Raw genomic sequence first — 18,838 nt, 5'->3', positions numbered from 1 at the left:
ATGCACAAGAAGACTCGCCTTGCTTACGTGGGGGTAGTACTGGGGGTAGCGCTGATCGGCCTGGGCGTGGCGTATGAAAGCCTCTGGTGCGATCCGCGCGAGCTGTTGCAGGAGTCTGCCGATCCGCAGGCCCCGCACCGGCTCAGCCGGGACGGCGTGACCGTGGAGTTCGAGGCCCGGCCGCTGGCCGGGGGCGAGCTGCAGGAAGGCAGCTTCGCCAATATCCGTTTCAAGGTCAGCGACCAGGTCAGTGGCCAGCCGCTGTCAGGCATGGCCCCGGGGGCGTGGATCGACCCGACGCAGTCGGCCCCGGAGGGCGACCGCGACCAGAGCTGCAAGGCCCGTGTCGCGCTGTTCCTCAAAAGCAGCATCGGCGCCCGGCCATTGCTCGACCTGAACAGTTACTTCCTGTTGATGATGAACAAGGACGCCAGCCTGACGGTGATCGACCCGACCGTATCGGTGGGCGGCGTTACCAGCACCATGGCCCGCATCGACCTGCCTGGGCGGCCTGCGGATTGGGTCGCCACCAGTGACGACAAGCAGGTGTTCGTGTCCATTCCCGAGCGCGGCAAGGTCTCGGTGATCGACACCGAAACTTTCACCCGTGTGGCTGACCTGGACGCTGGCGACCAGCCGCTGCGCGTGGCCCTGCAGCCGGACCAGCACCGGTTGTGGGTGGGCAACAACAGCAGTGATCCGGCCAAAGGCGGGGTAACCGTGATCGATGTGCCGGGGCGCAACACCCTGAAAACCTTCAACACCGGCAGCGGGCACCACGAAATCGCCTTCAGCGCCGACTCGCACTATGCCTATGTCAGTAACCGCGACAGTGGCACCCTGAGCGTCATCGACATCCCGGAAATGCGCCTGGTCAAAACCATCAAGGTTGGCCCGCACCCGCTGTCAGTCAGCTATTCGGCGCTGTCCCAGGCGGTGTACGTGGTCGATGGCGAAGAGGGCAGCGTGCGGGTGTTCGATGCCCGCAACCACCAGCTGCGCCACACCGTCCAGGCCGAACAGGGCCTGGGGCCGATGCGCTTCAGCAGCGATGGCCGCTACGGCATCGTGCTCAATACCCTGGAGAACCAGGCCCTGGTGATCGACGCCAGTACCGACAAGCTGATCCACCATATCCCCGTGGCGGCCGAACCGTACCAGCTGACCTTCACCAAGGGTTATGCCTACGTGCGCGGCCTGGCTTCACCGAAGGTGAGCATGATCAACCTGGCCAGCCTGGGCGAAGGGCGCTCGCCCATCGTCCAGGGCTTCGAGGCGGGCCCGGCAGCGCCACGCCAGGCCGGTGACCTGCCGCTGGCCCAGGGGCTGTCGGTGTCGCGCGACGACAATTCGGTGTTCGTGGTCAACCCGGTGGACAACACCACCTACTTCTATGCCGAAGGCATGAACGCACCGATGTCCGGCTACAACAACCGTGGCCACCAGGCTCGCGCCGTCATCGTCGTCGACCGTAGCCTGCGCGAGCTGGCGCCTGGCGTGTATGGCTCGACGGTGAAGATGCCCGCCGCCGGCAAGTTCGACGTGGCCTTCCTGCTCAACCAGCCGCAAATCATCCACTGCTTCAGCGCCAGCGTGGCCGAAGCGCCGAATGCCGGCAGGCGCAAGGGCGCGCACGCCGAGTTCATCGGCCTGGACCGGCCGCTGTCGCAGCACAGCGCCATTACCGCCCGGGTGCGCATCGTCGGCGACGACGGCCAGCCGCGCCTGGGCCTGAGCGACCTGAGCCTGCGCTACTTCCTGGCGCCTTCGTCGATGCCGCGCAACCTGCAGCTGGAGGAGGTGGGCGAGGGCATCTATCAAGCAGCCCTGACCCTGCCCGAAGCCGGCGCCTGGTACCTGCATGTGCAGTCGCCGTCGCTTGGGCGCAAGTTCGCCGAAGAAAACTACACCAGCCTGCGCGTCCTGCCGGCCGCAACGTCCAACGCTTCCGAGACTGACGTGAGGAATCTGCGATGAACGCCAAGCATGTTTGCACACTGTTGGCCTTGAGCCTGGCTTTTGCCAGTCATCTGGTTCTGGCCCATGACAGCCACGACCACAACGGCCACGCCGAACAGCCGCCAGCGGCGCGCCAGGAAAAGGCCAGCGTGCGCTTTGCCGATGTATCGCTGCTGAACCAGGATGGCATGCCGGTACGCCTGGAAAAGGACCTGGTGGGCGACCACCTGGTGGTCATGGGCTTTATCTACACCAACTGCACCACAGTGTGCCCTGTGGTGTCGTCGATCATGGGCAAGGTCCAGCAGCAACTGGGTGGCCGGGTAGGGCAAGAGATTCATCTTGTGTCGATCAGCGTCGACCCGCAACGTGACGACGCCAAGCGCCTGCAGGACTACGCCAAGGCCTTCCAGAAGGGGCCGGGCTGGAGCTGGCTGACCGGCACGCCGTACGCCATCAGCGAAACCCTTAAGGGGCTGGGCAGCTTCAGCGCCGACCTCAGCCAGCACCCGCCGCTGATCCTGGTGGGTGACGGGCGCAGTGGGCACTGGACGCGCTACTACGGGTTCACTGACCCGGCGGTACTGATTGACGAAATCAACCGCCTCGGCGCTCGCCGGGTGCATGCCAAGAGCACGGCCATTGCCGATCATCACGAGGTGCGACCATGAGCCAGGTAAGCTCACGCCGCGTCGGCATGCGCGGTTTTGACTGGCTGGTGCTGGGTGGCTGCCTGTGGATCCTCGCCTCGGTGGCGTTCGCCCACGAAGGCCATGCGCCGCAGCCGCCCGAACCGCAACCGGCACCACAGGCGATGACAAGTGGCGGTGGCACCCGCGATGCGCGGACCTGGTTCACCGACACTGTGGTCAAGGACCAGAACGGCCGCGAGCTGCGCTTCTATAGCGATGTGCTCAAGGACAAGGTGGTGATGCTCAACGTGATCTTCACCCACTGCACCGACGCCTGCCCGCTGATTACCCGCAAGTTGCGCGAAGTGCGCGAGGCCATGGGGCCAGAGCTGGCCAGCCAGGTGACCTTCGTGTCGATCAGCAGCGACCCGCTCAATGACACCCCGCAGGTGCTCAAGGCGTTTGCCGAGAAACAGGGCGTGGATGGGCCCAACTGGTTGTTCCTGACCGGTAACAAGGCCAACGTCGACCTGGTGCTTGGCCGTATCGGCCAGTTCCTGCCCAGCCCCGAGCAGCATTCGACACAACTGATTGCCGGCGATGTGGCCGGCAAGCGCTGGAACAAGATCCGCCCGGATGCACCGCCGGCAGTGATTGCCCAGCGCATGCAGTTGCTGGCCCTGCCTTTGGCAGATCGGTGAGTATCATGCGATCCCTGCGGCATTGGCCTCTGTGGCATCTGCCACTCTGGGAACTCCCTTTGTGGATGCGGTCTTTGTGGGAGCGGCCTTGCGTCGCGAAAGGAGCGCGCAGCGCTCCCCGTTTTCTGGGCTGGTGCAACTATCGCTGGGGCTGCTGCACAGCCCTTTCGCGACGCAAGGCCGCTCCCACGAAGACCGCTCCCACAGGGCTTGCGATCTGGTTGGCGTTCGTGCTCGGCATGGCACCCTTTTTTTCTGCCTTTGCCCTGGAGCTGACCGAACATGAACAAGCCGGCAAACGTCTCTACCGCGAGGGCGTCTCCAGCAGCGACACACAGCTGCAAGCCCGGGTCGGCGCCAGCGACATGACGGTCCCCGCCAGCGTGCTGCCCTGCGCCAGCTGCCACGGCAACGATGGCCGCGGTCGTGCCGAAGGTGGTGTGCGCCCACCCAGCCTCGACTGGCAGCGCCTGGCGCAAGGCCGAGGCGAACGCGAAAGCAACGGTCGCCGCTACCCGGCATACACCGACAGCAGCCTGGCCCGGGCCATTCAGCAAGGCGTCGACCCGGCCGGCAATCGCCTGGACCCGGCCATGCCACGCTTCGAACTGACCCTGGCCGACCAGCGCAACCTCACGGCCTACCTCAAGCGTCTGGCCCAGGACCGCGACCCTGGCGTGGAGGAGGGTGTGCTGCGCCTGGGTACCTTGCTGCCGGCGTCTGGCCCGCTGGCCGAGGCCGGGCAGGTGGTGCGTGCGGTGCTGGAAGACGGCCTGGCGCAGCTCAACCAGCAGGGTGGCATCCACGGGCGACGCCTGGAACTGGTAGTGCTCGACCCGGGCTTCGACCCGGCCAGCGCCGAACGGGCGCTGAAGCAGTTGCTGGAGCAGGAGCGGGTATTTGCCCTGATCGCGCCATTGGTGCCTATGCTCGACCAACGCCTGGCAACCTTGCTCGCACCACAGAATGTACCCCTGATTGGCAGCACCCCACGCAGCGGCGGCAGCATACAGATTTTCGATCCGTTGCCCGGCTTGCCCGCGCAATTGCTGAGCCTGGCAGGCCACGCCCGTTCGGCACTAGGCCTGGCAGCGGGCGACCTGCGCGTGGTGTATGCCGGCAATGAACAAGCGGCGTTGGCCGAGCAAGTGCGCGAACGCCTGTTCCAGCTGGGCTGGGCACCACCCGCTGTCCAGGCCTTTGCTGGCCAGGCGGTGGACGGGCAGGGCATCGTCTTCCTCGGCCGCGCCCAGGCCTTTGCCGAATTGGCCTCGGTGCTGCAGGCCGCTGGCCGCCAGCCATACCTGTTTGCTGCCTCCAGCCAGGTGACCGGCGCAGTGGCGCGCTTGCCCGAGTCGTGGTCGCAACGGGTGTTCCTGGCCTATCCCTACGTGCCCGAGGACTGGACCGATCAAGGCCTGGCGACTCTGGCCGGCCTGCAGCAGCGCCAGGGCCTCGACCCACGCCAGGCGTCGTTGCAGGTCAACACCCTGTGCGCCCTGCGCCTGTTGAGCGAGGCATTGAAGCGTAGTGGCCGTGACACCAGCCGCGAGCAGCTGATTGCCGCGCTGGAAGGTCTGCATGATGTATCTACCGGCCTGACCCCGGCCTTGGGCTTTGGCCCCGGTCGCCGCCAGGGCATGGCCGGTGCCCATGTGGTGGCGGTGGCCCTGCCCGGGCCGCGCTTCACCGCAGTCGCCCCGTACCGGCCACTGCCGGACAGCCCTTGAGCGGAGGTTGCCATGCGTGTTCTGTTGTTGTGCCTGTTGCAGGTGTTGGCCAAGGCAAGCTGGGCCGATGTGGCGGCGGCGCGGGTCAATGGTGTGGAGATCGAAATGATGCGTCTGGAGCGCTATTTCAGCGAATACCTGGAGGCCCAGGGCCGCGCGGTGACCAGCATCCGCAACCCGACCCTGTACAAGCGCCTGCGCGACCAGGCCCTGGATGAGCTGATCGACAAGGAGCTGTTGTGGCAGGAGGCCCAGCGCCGCGGCATAGCCATCAGCGACGAGCAGGTGTCGGCGCATGTGGGCGAGGTCGAGGCCGCGCTTGGCAGCCCGGCAATCTTTGAACGGCGGCTGGCGGAAGCGGGCTTCGATAGGGCACAGTACAATGAGTACACCCGGCGCGAGCTGGCCGCGCAGCAGGTGTATGCCCAGCTCAGTGCGGTCGCCGCGCCCAGCCAGGCCGAAGTGGAGGCATTCTATGATGCCAACCGGGAAACCTTGCAAGGAGCGCAACAAAGTGACAAGCCTTCGGTCATACACGAACAGGGCCTGGTCCTGGCCAGGACTACGCTCATCGGCCAGCGGGAGGCGCAGGCGCGCCAGGCCGTGCGCCAACGTTTGCGTGCGTCCGCTACCGTGGAGATCGCCGACTGAGGTCCCTGATGGCGTTTCCCCAATGCTGGGGAATAAAGATCTGGCATTGTGCCATCAGTTTCCCCGCATGTGGGGAACCGGACCGGTGCGCCTGCCCGCCGTGTTGCAGGTGTTGATTGGTACTTTTTTCAAATCAATGACTTACAGTGGTGCAGCATGACTATTCACGCCTGGCACGAAGCCTGCTCAAGCCTTCACAGGGGCGCACTTCGCAGACCGGGTTACCGGGCAGTTCTTGGGAGTCGACCTTGGTGAACAGAGTATTGGTAGTCGATGACGAACAGACACTTGCGCAGAACCTGCAAGCGTACCTGCAGGCGCAAGGCCTGGAAGTTCATGTTGCCCACGACGGTGCCAGTGGTATCGAACAGGCTGCAAGCCTGGCACCGCAAGTGATCGTGCTGGATTACCGCTTGCCCGACATGGAGGGTTTTCAGGTTCTGGAGACCGTACGCAAGAACAGGCAGTGCCACTTCGTGCTGATTACCGCCCATCCCACCGTCGAAGTGCGTGAGCGGGCCGCCGAGCTGGGTGTGAGCCATGTCCTGTTCAAGCCGTTCCCGTTGGTGGAACTGGCCCGTGCGATCTTCGACCTGATGGGCATCGAGCGCCGGCGCAGGGCCACGGACAACCCGGCTGAAGGGTTCGTCGAACGACGCCAGAACAGGAACGAATCGTTCCCCCTGCAGTTGTACGATGGAAGCTGGGTCCTGGCCGACCGCCGCCGTAATGGCGCCAAGCCGCCAGGGCCTGACGACGATCAACTGCTCACAGGGGAATAGCGGCGCCCGCACCCCTGGCCGAGCCAGCCTGCGACGCGCCCCTGAGCGGAGTCGCCGGCCATGCCAGAAGCATTCGATGCAACTCAGGAAGCTCTACCGCCTGCACCGGCCTCTTCGCGGGTAAACCCGCTCCCACAGGATTTGCGTGTTCTTCAGGTTCGCAGTGAACCTGTGGGAGCGGGCATGCCCGCGAAGAATCCAGCACCATTCTCGGCCTACCCCCGCGACCTGCTGGCCCAGGCCCGCCTGCAAACCAGCGACGAACGCCTGCTCACCCGCCTGGAACAGCTGGCCTGCGACACCCCCGATACCTTCACCCAGCGCCTGGGTCTGACCCTGCATTATCCGGTGCTGGACAGCCAATCGCTGCTGGCCAGCACCCCACGCTTTGACAAGGTCAGCCTGGCGACGTGCCTGAAGCGGGAATTCGTGCTGATCGAGCAGGGCGGCCAACTGCTGGGTGTGTTCGCCGACCCTTTCGACCACGCCCGCCTGGCCTGGATCGACGATGTGCTGCAAGGCGCACCGCTGTACCTGGCCCACGCCGCAGACCTGGCCACCTTCCTGGCCCGCCACGAAGAAAGCTTCCACGCCGTGGACGCCCTTGACCATGACGCCGAAGCCAGCAGCGAAAGCGACCCGTTGCAACGTCTGTCGCTGGCCAGCATCAGCGAAGATCAGAGCCGCGTGGTCAAGCTGGTCAACTCAACCTTGTACGACGCCCTCAAGCTGCACGCCAGTGACATACACCTGGGCATGACCGGCCAGGGCCTGACCATCAAGTACCGCATCGACGGCGTGCTCAACGGCGCTGGCAAGGCCAGCGGCAGCGCTTTCGCCGATCAGGTGATTTCACGCATCAAGGTAATGGCCGAGCTGGACATCGGCGAAAAGCGTGTGCCACAGGACGGCCGTTTCAAGGTTGCCGTGGGCGACCGGCAAATCGACTTTCGGGTATCGATCATGCCCAGCATCTTTGGCGAAGACGCGGTACTGCGGGTGCTCGACAAGCAGGACCTGTCCGACCGGGTCAACGGTGTGCAGCTGCAGGCCCTGGGCTTTGCCGACGAAACCCTGCGCGCCCTGCGCCGGCTGGCCGCCGAACCCTACGGCATGATCCTGGTCACCGGCCCCACCGGCAGCGGTAAAACCACCACCCTGTACGCCATGATCAGCGAGATCAACCATGGCGTGGACAAGATCATCACCATCGAGGACCCGGTCGAATACCAGCTGCCCGGCGTGCTGCAGATCCCGGTAAACGAGAAGAAGGGCCTGACTTTCGCCCGCGGCCTGCGCTCGATCTTGCGGCATGACCCGGACAAGATCCTGGTCGGTGAAATCCGCGACCCGGACACCGCGCAAATCGCCGTGCAGTCGGCGCTCACCGGCCACTTGGTGTTCACCACTATCCACGCCAACAACGTATTTGATGTTATCGGCCGCTTCAGCCAGATGCAGGTCGACCCCTACAGCTTCGTTTCCGCGCTCAATGCGGTGCTGGCCCAGCGCCTGATCCGCCTGGCCTGCCCGCACTGCGCCACCCCGTGCGAAGTCGACGACGACACCCTGTATGGCGCTGGCCTGACCCGTGAAGGCGTGGCCGGCTGGAAATTCGTCCGCGCCCAGGGCTGCGGCCAGTGCCGCGGCAGTGGCTACCGCGGCCGCAGCGCCATCGCCGAACTGCTGCACCTGGACGACGACCTGCGGCAGATGATCGTAGAGCGCCGGCCACTGTCGCAAATCAAGACCCTCGCCTGCCAGCGCGGCCTGCGCCTGCTGCGGGCTTCGGCCCTGGACCTGGTCCGTGATGGCCGTACCACCCTCGAGGAGATCAACCGTGTCACGTTCATCTGATCATGGCTCTTACAGATACAGCGCGGTACTCGGCGCCGAAGGTGTAGGCCTGGGTAGCTGGCATGCCAACCAGCACCAGTGGCTGGGTAGCCGCGACTTCGCCTGTGATGCTGGCCAACCGGCCTGGGACGCCGCGGTCGACGCCCTGGCCACGCTGCTGGCCGAGCATGCCGTGCGCGGTGCCCAGTTGCGGGTGCTGCTGTCGGCCCGCTACAGCCGTTTCTGCCTGGTGCCCTGGAGCGATGCTATTGGAAACCCGCGCGAGCTGGACGCCTACGCCCGGGCCTGCTTCGAAAACCTTTACGGGCAGCCGCTGGACGACTGGCGCATCGTGCTGTCACCCGAGCCGGCCGGTGCCGCGCGCATCGCTACGGCGCTGCCCGAAGCCTTGCTGCAGCGGCTGCAGGCGCTGGGCCGAGAAAGCCACCTGAGCCTGCGCTCGGTGCAGCCGTACCTGATGGCCGCCTACAACCGCTGCTCGGCACAGCTGGCGCAGGGTGACTTTCTGTTCGTCCTGGCCGAACCGCGCCGCAGCGTGCTGCTGCTGGCCGCCGGGGGGGCCTGGCAGCAAGTACTGGCGCAAGGCTGCGCCGATAGCGACCAGGCCCTGCGAGCGCTGATTGAGCGCACCTGCGAACTGTACGGCGAGCATCTGCCACGGGTCTACCTGCATGCTCCGGGCCGCAGCGATGTGCCGCAACTGGCGGCGGTGCAGCTGTGCCAGCCGGCCAGCGACGCCGACCCGCTGTGCGCCATGTGGCGGGCGGTGGCCTGACATGCGCCGCCTCGACCTGGAATTCCAGCCCCGGCGCAGCAGCCCGTTGGCCTGGTCGCTGCTCGCCATGGGGAGTGCCATGGTCGTCGGCCTGGTGCTGCTGCAACAAAATTTGCAGGCCGAGCAGGTCGAACTGGAAGCCAGCGTGTACAGCCTGGAGCAGCAACTGGGCCGTCGCCCGGCCACTGTCGCAACGCTGAGCAGCGCCGCCAGCCGCGAACAGGCCGAGCGCCTGGCGCAGATGCAAAGCGTCTCGCAGCAGCTGCAACGGCCTTGGCAACAACTGTTCGCCATGCTCGAAGCGCAGCCGCAGGACGACGTGGCGCTGCTCAGCCTGGCCCCCGACGCGCGCAAAGGCCAACTGCGTATCACCGCCGAGGCACGCAACCTGGAAGCGATGCTGCAGTACCACCAGCGCCTGGACGCCAGTGCCGAGCTCAGCGATGTGTCGCTGCTCAACCACGAGGTGCTGGCCGCGCAGCCCGAACACCCGGTGCGCTTCACCCTCACCGCCACCTGGGAGACCGGCCATGCGCGCCCGTGAATCGCTGAACAGCCTGATCCTCCAGGAGCGCCTGCGTCGCGTCGGCCCGGTCGGCCTGGCTGCGGTTGCGGTGGGCCTGCTGGCCGTGGGCGTGCTGTGCGCCGGAGTGTTGCCGCAATGGCAAAACCTGCGCGAACTGCGCGCCAGCGAAGCGCACGCCAGCGTGCAGGTCGAGCGGGTCAGGCGTGGTGAGCTGAAGATCGCCATCAAACCCGAGCAGCAGGCCCTCGACAGCCTGCGCCAGCAACTGCCGGGGCAGCCCCAGGCCAGCGAGCTGATCGAGCGCCTGTACCACCTGGCCAGCGCCGAGCATATCAGCCTGGCGCGTGGCGAATACGCCCTGGGAGTCGACCCCAAGACGCAACTGGCGCGCTACCAGATCGTGCTGCCGGTGCGCGGCAGCTACCCGCAGATCCGCGGCTTCCTCAAGGGCCTGCTCAGGCAGTTGCCGACCCTGGTGCTGGAAGACCTCGAGCTGCAACGCAAACGCATTGGCGACAGCGAGCTCAACGCCCGCCTGCGCATGACCCTTTACCTGTCGAGGTCGTGATGAACACACAACGTGCTGTCATCTGGGTTGGCTTCCTCGGCATGAGCGCGGCGCTGGCCTGGGCCCCAGGGCACTGGTTTGGCCGGGACGACGGCGTCACGGCCTTCGCGGGTAAACCCGCTCCCACAGAACCGGCGGTATCCACGGTCCCTGTGGGAGCGGGTTTACCCGCGAATAGGCCGGAACAGGCCTCCAGGGATCTCTTCCCAACCCAGCAATGGACCAAACCCCAAGCCCTGGCCACCGTCACCGAACAACCCGTGGTCACCGCGCCCGCCGTAGCCGCAGCCCCGACCGCCCCGGACCTGCCATTCCAGTTCATTGGCCGCATCGGCGACCGCGACGACCTGCAGATCTTCCTGCAGAGCGGCGAAAAACTCTACGTCGTGCGACAGGGCGACGTGATCGAAGACACCTACCGCCTCGATCGGGTCTCGGCCAGCGAGCTGCACCTGGTCTACCTGCCTTTGCATCAGTTGCAGACTTTGTCTGTAGGGAGCGCACCATGAAGTCGTCAAAGCTGTGCAAACCGGCTCCGTTCCTGCTTGTGGCGCTGTGCGTGGCCATTGCCGGTTGCGGCTCCAATGCGGTACGCAAGGACAGCGACCAGTTGATGAAGGAGGGCCAGTACGAAGCCGGCATCGCCCGCCTGGAAGAAGCCCTGCGCGAGGACCCGCGTGACACCGAGCTGAACATCGCCTTGGCCCATAGCCGCCAGGCCGCTGTCGAGGCGCTGCTTGCCCAGGCCGACGCCGACCGCATCCGCCACGACTTCACCGGCGCCCGCATGGGCTATGGGCGGGTGCTGACCCTGGAGCCGAACAACCGCCGCGCCCAGGAAGGCATCCGCCAACTGGAGCTGATCCGCACCCTCGATGAGCGCGTGGCGTTGGGCCAGGCAGCGCTGCGCCAGGGCGACCTGTTCGGTGCCGAGCGCTACATGCGCGAAGTCCTGCGCCTGGACCCGCAGAACCAGAAGGGCGTGGCCCTGCGCAGCGACATCGAGAATGTCCAGGCGCGTACCGCGCAACCGTTCCCGCAGCTGCGCAGCAAGCTGGAACGGCCGGTGACCCTGGAGTTTCGCGATGCCAACCTGAAGACCATCTTCGAAGTGCTGTCCCAGGTCGCCGGCATCAACTTCATCTTCGACAAGGACATGCGCCCGGACATGAAGGCCACCATCTTCGTGCGTGACTTGCGCATCGAGGACGCCGTGGCGCTGCTGCTGGAGCAGAACCAGCTGCGGCAGAAGATCGTCAATGAAAACACCCTGATGATCTACCCCGACTCGCCGCAGAAGACCAAGGACTACCAGGAACTGGTCATGCGCACTTTCTACCTGACCAGCATCGACGCCAACACCGCGCTGAACATGGTCAAGACCATGCTCAAGACCCGCGACGTGTTCGTCGACGAACGCCTCAACACCCTGACCATGCGCGACACCCCCGATGCCGTGCGCATGGCCGAGAAGCTGCTGCAGTCGCAGGACCAGTCCAACCCCGAGGTGGTGCTGGAAGTGGAGGTGATGGAAGTGGCCACCTCGCGCATCCTCGACCTCGGCCTGCAATGGCCCAACACCTTCGGTGTGCTGAGCTCCGATGGCCAGCCGGTGAGCGTGCTCGACCAGCTCAAGGGCATCGACTCCAGCCGCATCAGCATCGCCCCGGCGCCGCAGGCCAAGATCAATGCCCAGGACAAAGACATCAACACCTTGGCCAGCCCGGTGATCCGCGTCAGCAACCGCGAGCAGGCCCGCATCCACATCGGCCAGCGGGTACCGATCATCAGTGCCACCTCGGTGCCGTCCACCCAGGGCCCGGTGATCACAGAAAGCGTCACCTACCTGGACGTGGGCCTGAAGCTTGAAGTGCAGCCCACCGTGCACCTGAACAACGAAGTGGCGATCAAGGTAGCCCTGGAGGTGAGCAACGCCACCCCGCTGGAAGCCACGCGCCAGGGCACCATTCCGGTCCAGGTCGACACCCGCAACGCCCAGACCACCCTGCGCTTGCACGATGGCGAAACCCAGGTGCTGGCCGGCCTGGTGCGCAACGACCACAACGCCAGCGGCAACAAGATCCCGGGCCTTGGCGACATCCCCGGCCTGGGCCGGTTGTTCGGCAGCAACAAGGACGACATGAGCAAGTCGGAGCTGGTGCTGGCGATCACCCCGCGCATCGTGCGCAACCTGCCGTACCAGAGCCCGTCGGACATGGAGTTCGCCACCGGCACCGAGTCGGCCATGCAGGTGCGGCAAATGGCGCCGCTGCCGCCGGCAGATGTACCTGGCAATGCTCCGGCCACCGATACCCCGGTGGCAGACAGCCAGATGGCGGTCGCCCCGGCCAAAGGGAGCCCACGGCCATGATCGTGCAGCGCCGCATGCAGGGCTTCAGCCTGATCGAGGTGGTGCTGACCCTGGCACTGCTCGGGCTGCTCGCCAGCATGGCCGCGCCGCTGACCGAAACCGTGGTGCGCCGCGGCAAGGAGCAGCAACTGCGCGAGGCGCTTTACCAGATTCGCGACGCCATCGACGCCTACAAGCGAGCGTTCGATGCCGGCTACATCGAGAAGCGCCTGGACGCCAGTGGCTACCCACCGAACCTGCAGGTGCTGGTCGATGGCGTGCGTGATGTGCGCAGTGCCAAGGGCGCCAAGTTCTACTTCCTGCGGCGCATCCCTCACGACCCGCTGGTGGCCGCCAACAAGGGTGAGGACGAAGGCGGTTGGGGGTTGCGCGCCTACGACAGCAGCCCAGACAACCCGCGTGAAGGCGAAGACGTGTTTGACGTGTATTCCAAGGCTCGCGGCAAAGGCCTCAATAACATCCCCTACGGGCAGTGGTGACAGCCATGAAACGCAGCAAAGGCTTCACCCTGATCGAGCTGATGGTGGTGATGGCGATCATCGCCACGCTGATGACCATCGCCATGCCGCGCTATTTCAACAGCCTGGAAAGCTCCCGCGAGGCCACCCTGCGCCAGAGCCTGGCGGTGCTGCGCGAGGCGCTGGACCACTACTACGGCGACACCGGCCACTACCCGGATTCGCTGGAGCAGTTGGTGGAGCAGCGTTACCTGCGCAACACCCCGATCGACCCGATCACCGAACGCAGCGATGCCTGGCAGCTGGTGCCGCCGCCCGAAGGCGTGGCCGGCGGTGTGGCCGATATCAAGAGTGGTGCCACAGGGAGGGCGCGCGATGGCAGCCTGTTCGCGGAATGGTAAGGCCAGCGCTGGCTTCACCTACCTGGGCGTGCTGCTGCTGATCGCCGTCAGCAGCGTGGCGCTGGCCGCTACCGGCACGCTCTGGTCCAGTGCAGCCCAGCGCGATCGCGAACGCCAGCTGTTGTGGGTGGGCAGCCAGTACGCCCAGGCCCTGCGCAGCTACTACCGCGCCTCACCGGGGCTGGCACAGTATCCGCAGGAGCTTGCCGACCTGCTGCAGGACAACCGCTTCCCGCAGGCCAGGCGGCACATTCGCCGGCTATACCCAGACCCCATCACCAACAGTGACGTATGGGGCCTGCTGCGCTCGATCGACGGCCGTATCACCGGTGTGCACAGCCGCTCGGACGCTACCCCGTTCAAGCGCAGTGGCTTCAGCGCCGAATGGAGCGGTTTCGAGGGGCTGGAGCATTACAGCGACTGGCAGTTCGTCGCCGAGCAGGCCTTTACCGAAAGTGCCGGTGAAGTGCAGACCCATGCCGGCCCGGGCGACACACCATGAGCCGCCTGCTCGCACTGTACCTGGGCCTGCTGTTGGTGGCGGTGCAGGCCACCTCGGTCAGGGCCGGGGACGAGGACGAGATGCAGGGCTTCATCGTCGACAACACCATCTCGCACATCGGCCACGACTTCTACTACTACTTCGCCGACCGCCTGCGCGCCACCAGCCGCCTGGACTTCAACCTGGTGGTGCGCGAACGCCCGGATGCCCGCTGGGGCAGCCTGGTCACCGTGGAATTCGAGCGCGAAGTGGTGTACCGGCGCTTCTTGCCACCGAACACCACCGAGCTCAAGGACGAGGCCGTTGCAGCAGCCGACCTGGTCAAGCAGCAAATCATTCAACGCAAGTTGCAACGCCTGCTGCAGGACACCACCGATCTGGAGAGGGACGAGCTATGAAGCACCACATACCCCGTTGCATCGCCGCCTGCCTGTTGGCCAGTGCATGTGCCGCCCAGGCCACCGAGCTGGTGTACACCCCGATCAACCCGGCCTTTGGCGGCAACCCGCTCAATGGCACCTGGCTGCTGAACAACGCCCAGGCGCAGAACGACTACGACGACCCCGACCTCAAGGACCGTGCCTCGGCCTTTACCGGCACCACGGCCCTGGAGCGCTTCAGTAATCAACTGGAGTCGCGGATGTTGTCGCAGTTGCTGGACAACATCAGTAACGGCAACACCGGCAGCATGGCGACCGATGCGTTTCTTATCGACGTCATCGACGATTCCGGGGCCTTGAGTATCAAGGTCACCGATCGCGCCACAGGAGAAATTTCGATCATTGAGGTCAGCGGCCTGAACCCTTGAGGGGAAAAGGCTTTTTGTTGGGGAGAGAACACCATGAAACGTCTGCTGAGCACGCTGCTGGTCCTCACCGCCCTGGGTCTGCACGGTTGTGGCCTGCGCGAGCCGATGCCCGCCGAACAGGACTCGGAAACCCCGACCCTGACTCCGCGGGCCTCGACTTACTACGACCTGATCAACATGCCACGGCCCAAGGGACGGTTGATGGCGGTGGTGTATGGCTTCCGCGACCAGACCGGGCAGTACAAGCCAACCCCGGCCAGCTCGTTCTCCACCAGCGTCACCCAGGGCGCGGCCAGCATGCTGATGGATGCCCTGAATGCCAGTGGCTGGTTCGTGGTGCTGGAGCGTGAAGGCCTGCAGAACCTGCTGACCGAGCGCAAGATCATCCGTGCTTCGCAGAAAAAGCCTGATGTACCGGAAAACATCATGGGCGAGCTGCCACCGCTGCAGGCCGCCAACCTGATGCTGGAGGGCGGCATCATCGCCTACGACACCAACGTGCGCAGCGGCGGCGAAGGCGCCCGCTACCTGGGCATAGATATCTCCCGCGAGTACCGCGTCGACCAGGTGACCGTGAACCTGCGTGCGGTGGATGTGCGCACCGGGCAGGTGCTGGCCAACGTGATGACCAGCAAGACCATCTACTCGGTCGGCCGCAGTGCCGGGGTGTTCAAGTTCATCGAGTTCAAGAAACTGCTGGAGGCCGAGGTGGGGTACACCACCAACGAACCGGCGCAACTGTGCGTGCTGTCGGCGATCGAGGCGGCGGTGGGGCATCTGTTGGCACAGGGGATCGAACGGCGGCTGTGGCAGGTGGCGGGGGATGCGGGGGAGGGGCAGGCTACGGTGGACAAGTATTTGAGTCAGAATGAGCAGCCTTGATCGACCTTCAGGGCCTCTTCGCGGGTGAACCCGCTCCCACAGGTTCCGCGTGATCTCAAGTGCGACACCGTCCCTGTGGGAGCGGGTTTACCCGCGAATGGGCCGGTGCACGCGACACAACCTAGTGATCACTGCTGATTCCCCGGGGCCGCTTTGTGACCCTATCCGACCGGTCCGGCGCCCCGGCAGGCCGCTCCCACGATCACGTCAGCCGGTGATGAGTGAGAGGCGCCAACGGAAGTGTTACTGCACATTCCCTTCGCTTGAAACGCTTCCCTGACACCGGTAGTCTCTGCCCGCTGCTGTAAGTCCAGCAGCCGGGTTTGGTCACCCGCAATCATCAAGGCGCACAAGCGCCCGCTATGCGATACAGTTGGCGCTTTTTTGTGCCCGGCTGTTTCGTTTTATGGCGGCTGTGCGTGGGGCGCCTCCGTGCGCGCCGGTTTCCTTGATTCCCGGTTGACCAACCCGCGTACAGTCGCCACCCATTCGTTTGGTCACGTTGTGTGGCGGCTCCAGTGAATCAAGGAGCGTCACAATGACAAAAGGCTTACCCGATCCTCCCGTACGCGCCACCACGGCGTCCTCCAGTTTCTCCACCTGTGAATGCAGCCATCCGCCGTTGTTTGCCGTGCGTTCGGGGGTGGACTACGAAGATGCGCTGGTGCATTTGTCCACGCTGCTGAAAGGTGCGTTTGCGACCAACCTCAAGGCACTGGAACTGGCCAAGGGGACCTGTCGTGATCTGTTGTTGAGCAATGATCATGGGCTGGATTCGGCCAAGGCGGTGGTGGAGGCGTTGCTGGATGGGGTTGAGAGGCAGCAGCTGGTTGGGCGGGGGAAGGCTCCTTAGCTGGAGGCGCGCTGGCCTGGGTCCTGTGATTAGTTTCGAGGTGCCTGGCGATAGAGTTTTGGCGCCTGTGGGATCGAGCGCCGCCCGCGCGGCGCTTCGCGGGACAAGCCCGCTCCCACATTTGTTGCAACGTGGCCATGCCTGTGGGAGAGGCGTTGTCAGCCTTGGTGCAAGGCTTGAGACAGGTGGGGCGGCATTGGTGCCAACTCAGAAATCCAGCCAGCCTCACCAAGCTGGCAACCATGGCCTGACAGGTTCGGCACGTTGCAACAAATGTGGGAGCGGGCTTGTCCCGCGAAGCGCCGCGCGGGCGGCGCTCGGTTTCAGCCCCCGCGCAAAATCCAAGCCGTACACCCCGGTGCCTCCCCGAAACCATCAACCAGATGACGCCCAGCCATTTCTCCCGCACACTGCGGAAAATTCCCAAGCCCGTTCCCCGCCACCTTGGCGGGGCGCAGCCGGAGCAGAAAATGGCGCGACAACTAATAACAAACGCCCACGACCCGCTGCACGAATCCCGCCAGGCCCGTCTGAAACTGGCCAGCGAAGGCGAGCTGCCACTGGGCATGCTGCGCGACGAGATCGACGCTTCCTGGCGCCGCAGCCTGGGCCATGGCCTGGATTGCCTGCAGGGCGAGCAGGTCGGCCTGGGACTGGAGCAAGGTCACGACCTGCGCATGCTGCTGGAGCGCAACCGCCTGCTGGTCGACGCCGTTACCCCCGAACTGGACTACCTGGTCGCGCGCCAGGGCAAGGCCGGCATCGTCATCCTCGGCGACGCCCAGGCCAACGTGCTGGCCATCGAAGGGCAGAAGCACGTGCTGCAACGCGAGGGCCTGCGCGACCTGCACCCAGGCAGTTGCTGGAGCGAGTCATTGCGCGGTACCAACGCCATCGGCACGGCAGTGGTGGAAGGCCGGCCGACGCTGATCAACTGCGGCGAACACTATCTCGACCGCCTCAGCCCGTTCTCCTGCACCTCGGTACCCCTGCGTGACCCGCGCGGCGAGGTAATCGGTGTGCTCGACATCACCCGCGAAGGGGTGATGGCGCAACCACAGGACAGCCTGTCGACGCTGATGCTGGCGGCCGGCAACATCGAAAGCCGCATGTTCGGCTTGTACCACCCGGAGCAATTGGTGCTGGCTTTCCACAGCCGCCCGCAATACCTCAACAGCGCCTGGCATGGCCTGCTGGCGCTGAGCCTGGACGGTGAAGTGCTGGCTGCCAACGACAGTGCCTGCCAGCTGTTGCAGGTGCCGCGCCATGCGCTGTTGGGGCGGCGCAGCAGCGACTTGCTGGGTGAACGTTCGCCGGCCTTCATCGCGCGCCTGTGGCAGGGCGGGGTGAGCAGCGTGCAAACGGCCAAGGGCGAGTTCTACTTCCGCGCCCTGCAGCTGCCGCGCCATGGCCGGGTCAACGGCAGCACGCCGGTGAGCAAACCGGCGCCGGGCAAGCAGTCGCCGGCCCTCGACGCCCTGGCCGGCGGTGACCCGCGCCTGGCACGCAACCTGCGTATGGCCCGCCAGGGGCTGGGCAATGGCCTGCCAGTGCTGCTGCTGGGCGAGACCGGTACCGGCAAGGAGGTCGTCGCCCGGGCCCTGCACCAGGCCAGCCCGCGCGCCGACAAACCGTTCGTGGCAGTCAACTGCGCAGCCATCCCCGAAGGCCTGATCGAGTCCGAACTGTTCGGCTACCGTGAAGGTGCTTTCACCGGTTCGCGTCGGGGCGGCATGGTCGGCCGGCTGATGCAGGCCCATGGTGGCACGCTGTTCCTCGACGAAATCGGCGACATGCCGCTAGCGCTGCAGGCGCGCTTGTTGCGGGTACTGCAGGAACGGCGAGTGGCACCGCTGGGGGCGGGCGACGAGCAGGACATCGACGTGGCATTGATCTGTGCCACGCACCGCGACCTCAAGCGCCTGGTGCAGGAGCAGCACTTCCGCGAAGACCTTTACTACCGGGTCAACGGTGTGTCGCTGCGCCTGCCGGCACTGCGCGAGCGCGATGACCTGGCGGCGATCATCCAGGGGCTGCTGGACAAGTCCGATGCCCGGGGCGTGACGCTGGACCCGGCCTTGACCGCGCTACTCGAAGGCTTCGACTGGCCGGGCAACATCCGCCAGCTGGAAATGGTAGTGCGCACGGCGCTGGCGATGCGCGAGGACGGCGAGCAGGTGCTGACCCTCGACCACCTCACCGACTGCCTGCTGGACGAACTGGCCAGCGGCACGGCGCCTTCCGGCAGCCTCAAGGACAACGAGCTGGAGCTGATCCGTGGCGCCTTGACGCGCCATCAGGGCAACGTGTCCGCGGCGGCCGAGGCGCTGGGTATCAGCCGGGCGACGCTATACCGCAAGCTCAAGCAGTTGCGCGGCTGAC

Annotated in this window: 20 protein-coding genes; all 20 read left to right on the top strand. The window is 65.5% G+C overall.

The window, feature by feature from the left end; translation table 11 throughout:
- Complete coding sequence (locus CAY82_RS14020; RefSeq protein ID WP_087501739.1) at positions 1 to 1,977, top strand: cytochrome D1 domain-containing protein; 1,977 nt, start codon at positions 1 to 3, stop codon at positions 1,975 to 1,977.
- Complete coding sequence (locus CAY82_RS14015; protein ID WP_087501738.1) at positions 1,974 to 2,630, top strand: SCO family protein; 657 nt, start codon at positions 1,974 to 1,976, stop codon at positions 2,628 to 2,630. The genes CAY82_RS14020 and CAY82_RS14015 overlap by 4 nt, the downstream gene beginning before the upstream one ends.
- Entirely contained in the window at positions 2,627 to 3,292 is a 666-nt protein-coding gene (locus tag CAY82_RS14010; protein ID WP_087501737.1) for an SCO family protein, read from the top strand. Before CAY82_RS14015 ends, CAY82_RS14010 begins: the two co-directional genes overlap by 4 nt.
- A gap of 239 nt (positions 3,293 to 3,531) precedes the next feature.
- A complete protein-coding gene (locus CAY82_RS14005; RefSeq protein ID WP_170931077.1) occupies positions 3,532 to 5,022 on the top strand; it encodes an ABC transporter substrate-binding protein in 1,491 nt (496 codons plus the stop codon).
- A 12-nt stretch (positions 5,023 to 5,034) separates the two neighbouring features.
- Complete coding sequence (locus CAY82_RS14000) at positions 5,035 to 5,673, top strand: SurA N-terminal domain-containing protein (RefSeq protein WP_087501735.1); 639 nt, start codon at positions 5,035 to 5,037, stop codon at positions 5,671 to 5,673.
- 248 nt (positions 5,674 to 5,921) lie between these two features.
- Positions 5,922 to 6,455, top strand: coding sequence for a response regulator (locus CAY82_RS13995; RefSeq protein WP_063914269.1), 534 nt, complete (start codon positions 5,922 to 5,924; stop codon positions 6,453 to 6,455).
- 183 nt (positions 6,456 to 6,638) lie between these two features.
- On the top strand, positions 6,639 to 8,312 hold the full coding sequence (locus CAY82_RS13990; protein WP_087501734.1) for a GspE/PulE family protein: 1,674 nt from the start codon (positions 6,639 to 6,641) through the stop codon (positions 8,310 to 8,312).
- Positions 8,266 to 9,087: a hypothetical protein gene (locus tag CAY82_RS13985; RefSeq protein WP_087501733.1), complete on the top strand. Its 822-nt coding sequence runs from the start codon at positions 8,266 to 8,268 to the stop codon at positions 9,085 to 9,087. Before CAY82_RS13990 ends, CAY82_RS13985 begins: the two co-directional genes overlap by 47 nt.
- A gap of 1 nt (position 9,088) precedes the next feature.
- Entirely contained in the window at positions 9,089 to 9,631 is a 543-nt protein-coding gene (locus CAY82_RS13980) for a pilus assembly protein (protein ID WP_087501732.1), read from the top strand.
- Complete coding sequence (pilO, locus tag CAY82_RS13975) at positions 9,618 to 10,181, top strand: type 4a pilus biogenesis protein PilO (RefSeq protein WP_087501731.1); 564 nt, start codon at positions 9,618 to 9,620, stop codon at positions 10,179 to 10,181. The genes CAY82_RS13980 and pilO overlap by 14 nt, the downstream gene beginning before the upstream one ends.
- A complete protein-coding gene (locus CAY82_RS13970) occupies positions 10,181 to 10,690 on the top strand; it encodes a hypothetical protein (RefSeq protein WP_087501730.1) in 510 nt (169 codons plus the stop codon). The genes pilO and CAY82_RS13970 overlap by 1 nt, the downstream gene beginning before the upstream one ends.
- A complete protein-coding gene (locus tag CAY82_RS13965) occupies positions 10,687 to 12,552 on the top strand; it encodes a secretin N-terminal domain-containing protein (RefSeq protein ID WP_087501729.1) in 1,866 nt (621 codons plus the stop codon). The genes CAY82_RS13970 and CAY82_RS13965 overlap by 4 nt, the downstream gene beginning before the upstream one ends.
- Positions 12,549 to 13,031 carry a type II secretion system protein gene (locus CAY82_RS13960; RefSeq protein WP_087501728.1) on the top strand — a complete coding sequence of 161 codons (483 nt, stop codon included), beginning with the start codon at positions 12,549 to 12,551 and terminating at the stop codon, positions 13,029 to 13,031. Before CAY82_RS13965 ends, CAY82_RS13960 begins: the two co-directional genes overlap by 4 nt.
- 5 nt (positions 13,032 to 13,036) lie before the next feature.
- Positions 13,037 to 13,411: a type II secretion system protein gene (locus tag CAY82_RS13955; protein ID WP_087501727.1), complete on the top strand. Its 375-nt coding sequence runs from the start codon at positions 13,037 to 13,039 to the stop codon at positions 13,409 to 13,411.
- Positions 13,386 to 13,913, top strand: a complete 528-nt coding sequence (locus CAY82_RS13950) for a type II secretion system protein (protein WP_087501726.1) — start codon at positions 13,386 to 13,388, stop codon at positions 13,911 to 13,913. Before CAY82_RS13955 ends, CAY82_RS13950 begins: the two co-directional genes overlap by 26 nt.
- Positions 13,910 to 14,311, top strand: a complete 402-nt coding sequence (gene csgE / locus CAY82_RS13945) for a curli production assembly/transport protein CsgE (RefSeq protein ID WP_087501725.1) — start codon at positions 13,910 to 13,912, stop codon at positions 14,309 to 14,311. Before CAY82_RS13950 ends, csgE begins: the two co-directional genes overlap by 4 nt.
- Entirely contained in the window at positions 14,308 to 14,721 is a 414-nt protein-coding gene (locus CAY82_RS13940; protein WP_087501724.1) for a curli assembly protein CsgF, read from the top strand. The genes csgE and CAY82_RS13940 overlap by 4 nt, the downstream gene beginning before the upstream one ends.
- Positions 14,722 to 14,754: 33 nt before the next feature.
- Positions 14,755 to 15,603, top strand: a complete 849-nt coding sequence (locus tag CAY82_RS13935) for a CsgG/HfaB family protein (protein WP_087501723.1) — start codon at positions 14,755 to 14,757, stop codon at positions 15,601 to 15,603.
- Between the two features lie 622 nt (positions 15,604 to 16,225).
- Positions 16,226 to 16,456, top strand: coding sequence for a hypothetical protein (locus CAY82_RS13930; RefSeq protein WP_087501722.1), 231 nt, complete (start codon positions 16,226 to 16,228; stop codon positions 16,454 to 16,456).
- A gap of 470 nt (positions 16,457 to 16,926) precedes the next feature.
- A complete protein-coding gene (locus CAY82_RS13925; protein ID WP_087501721.1) occupies positions 16,927 to 18,837 on the top strand; it encodes a sigma-54-dependent Fis family transcriptional regulator in 1,911 nt (636 codons plus the stop codon).
- Position 18,838: the final 1 nt, after the last annotated feature.

Origin of the sequence: Pseudomonas sp. SID14000 (assembly GCF_002165135.1) — a bacterium.
Taxonomy (GTDB): Bacteria; Pseudomonadota; Gammaproteobacteria; order Pseudomonadales; family Pseudomonadaceae; genus Aquipseudomonas.
The sequence above is the reverse complement of the archived record's forward strand: the minus strand, read 5'-3'. Positions and strand labels throughout refer to the sequence as shown.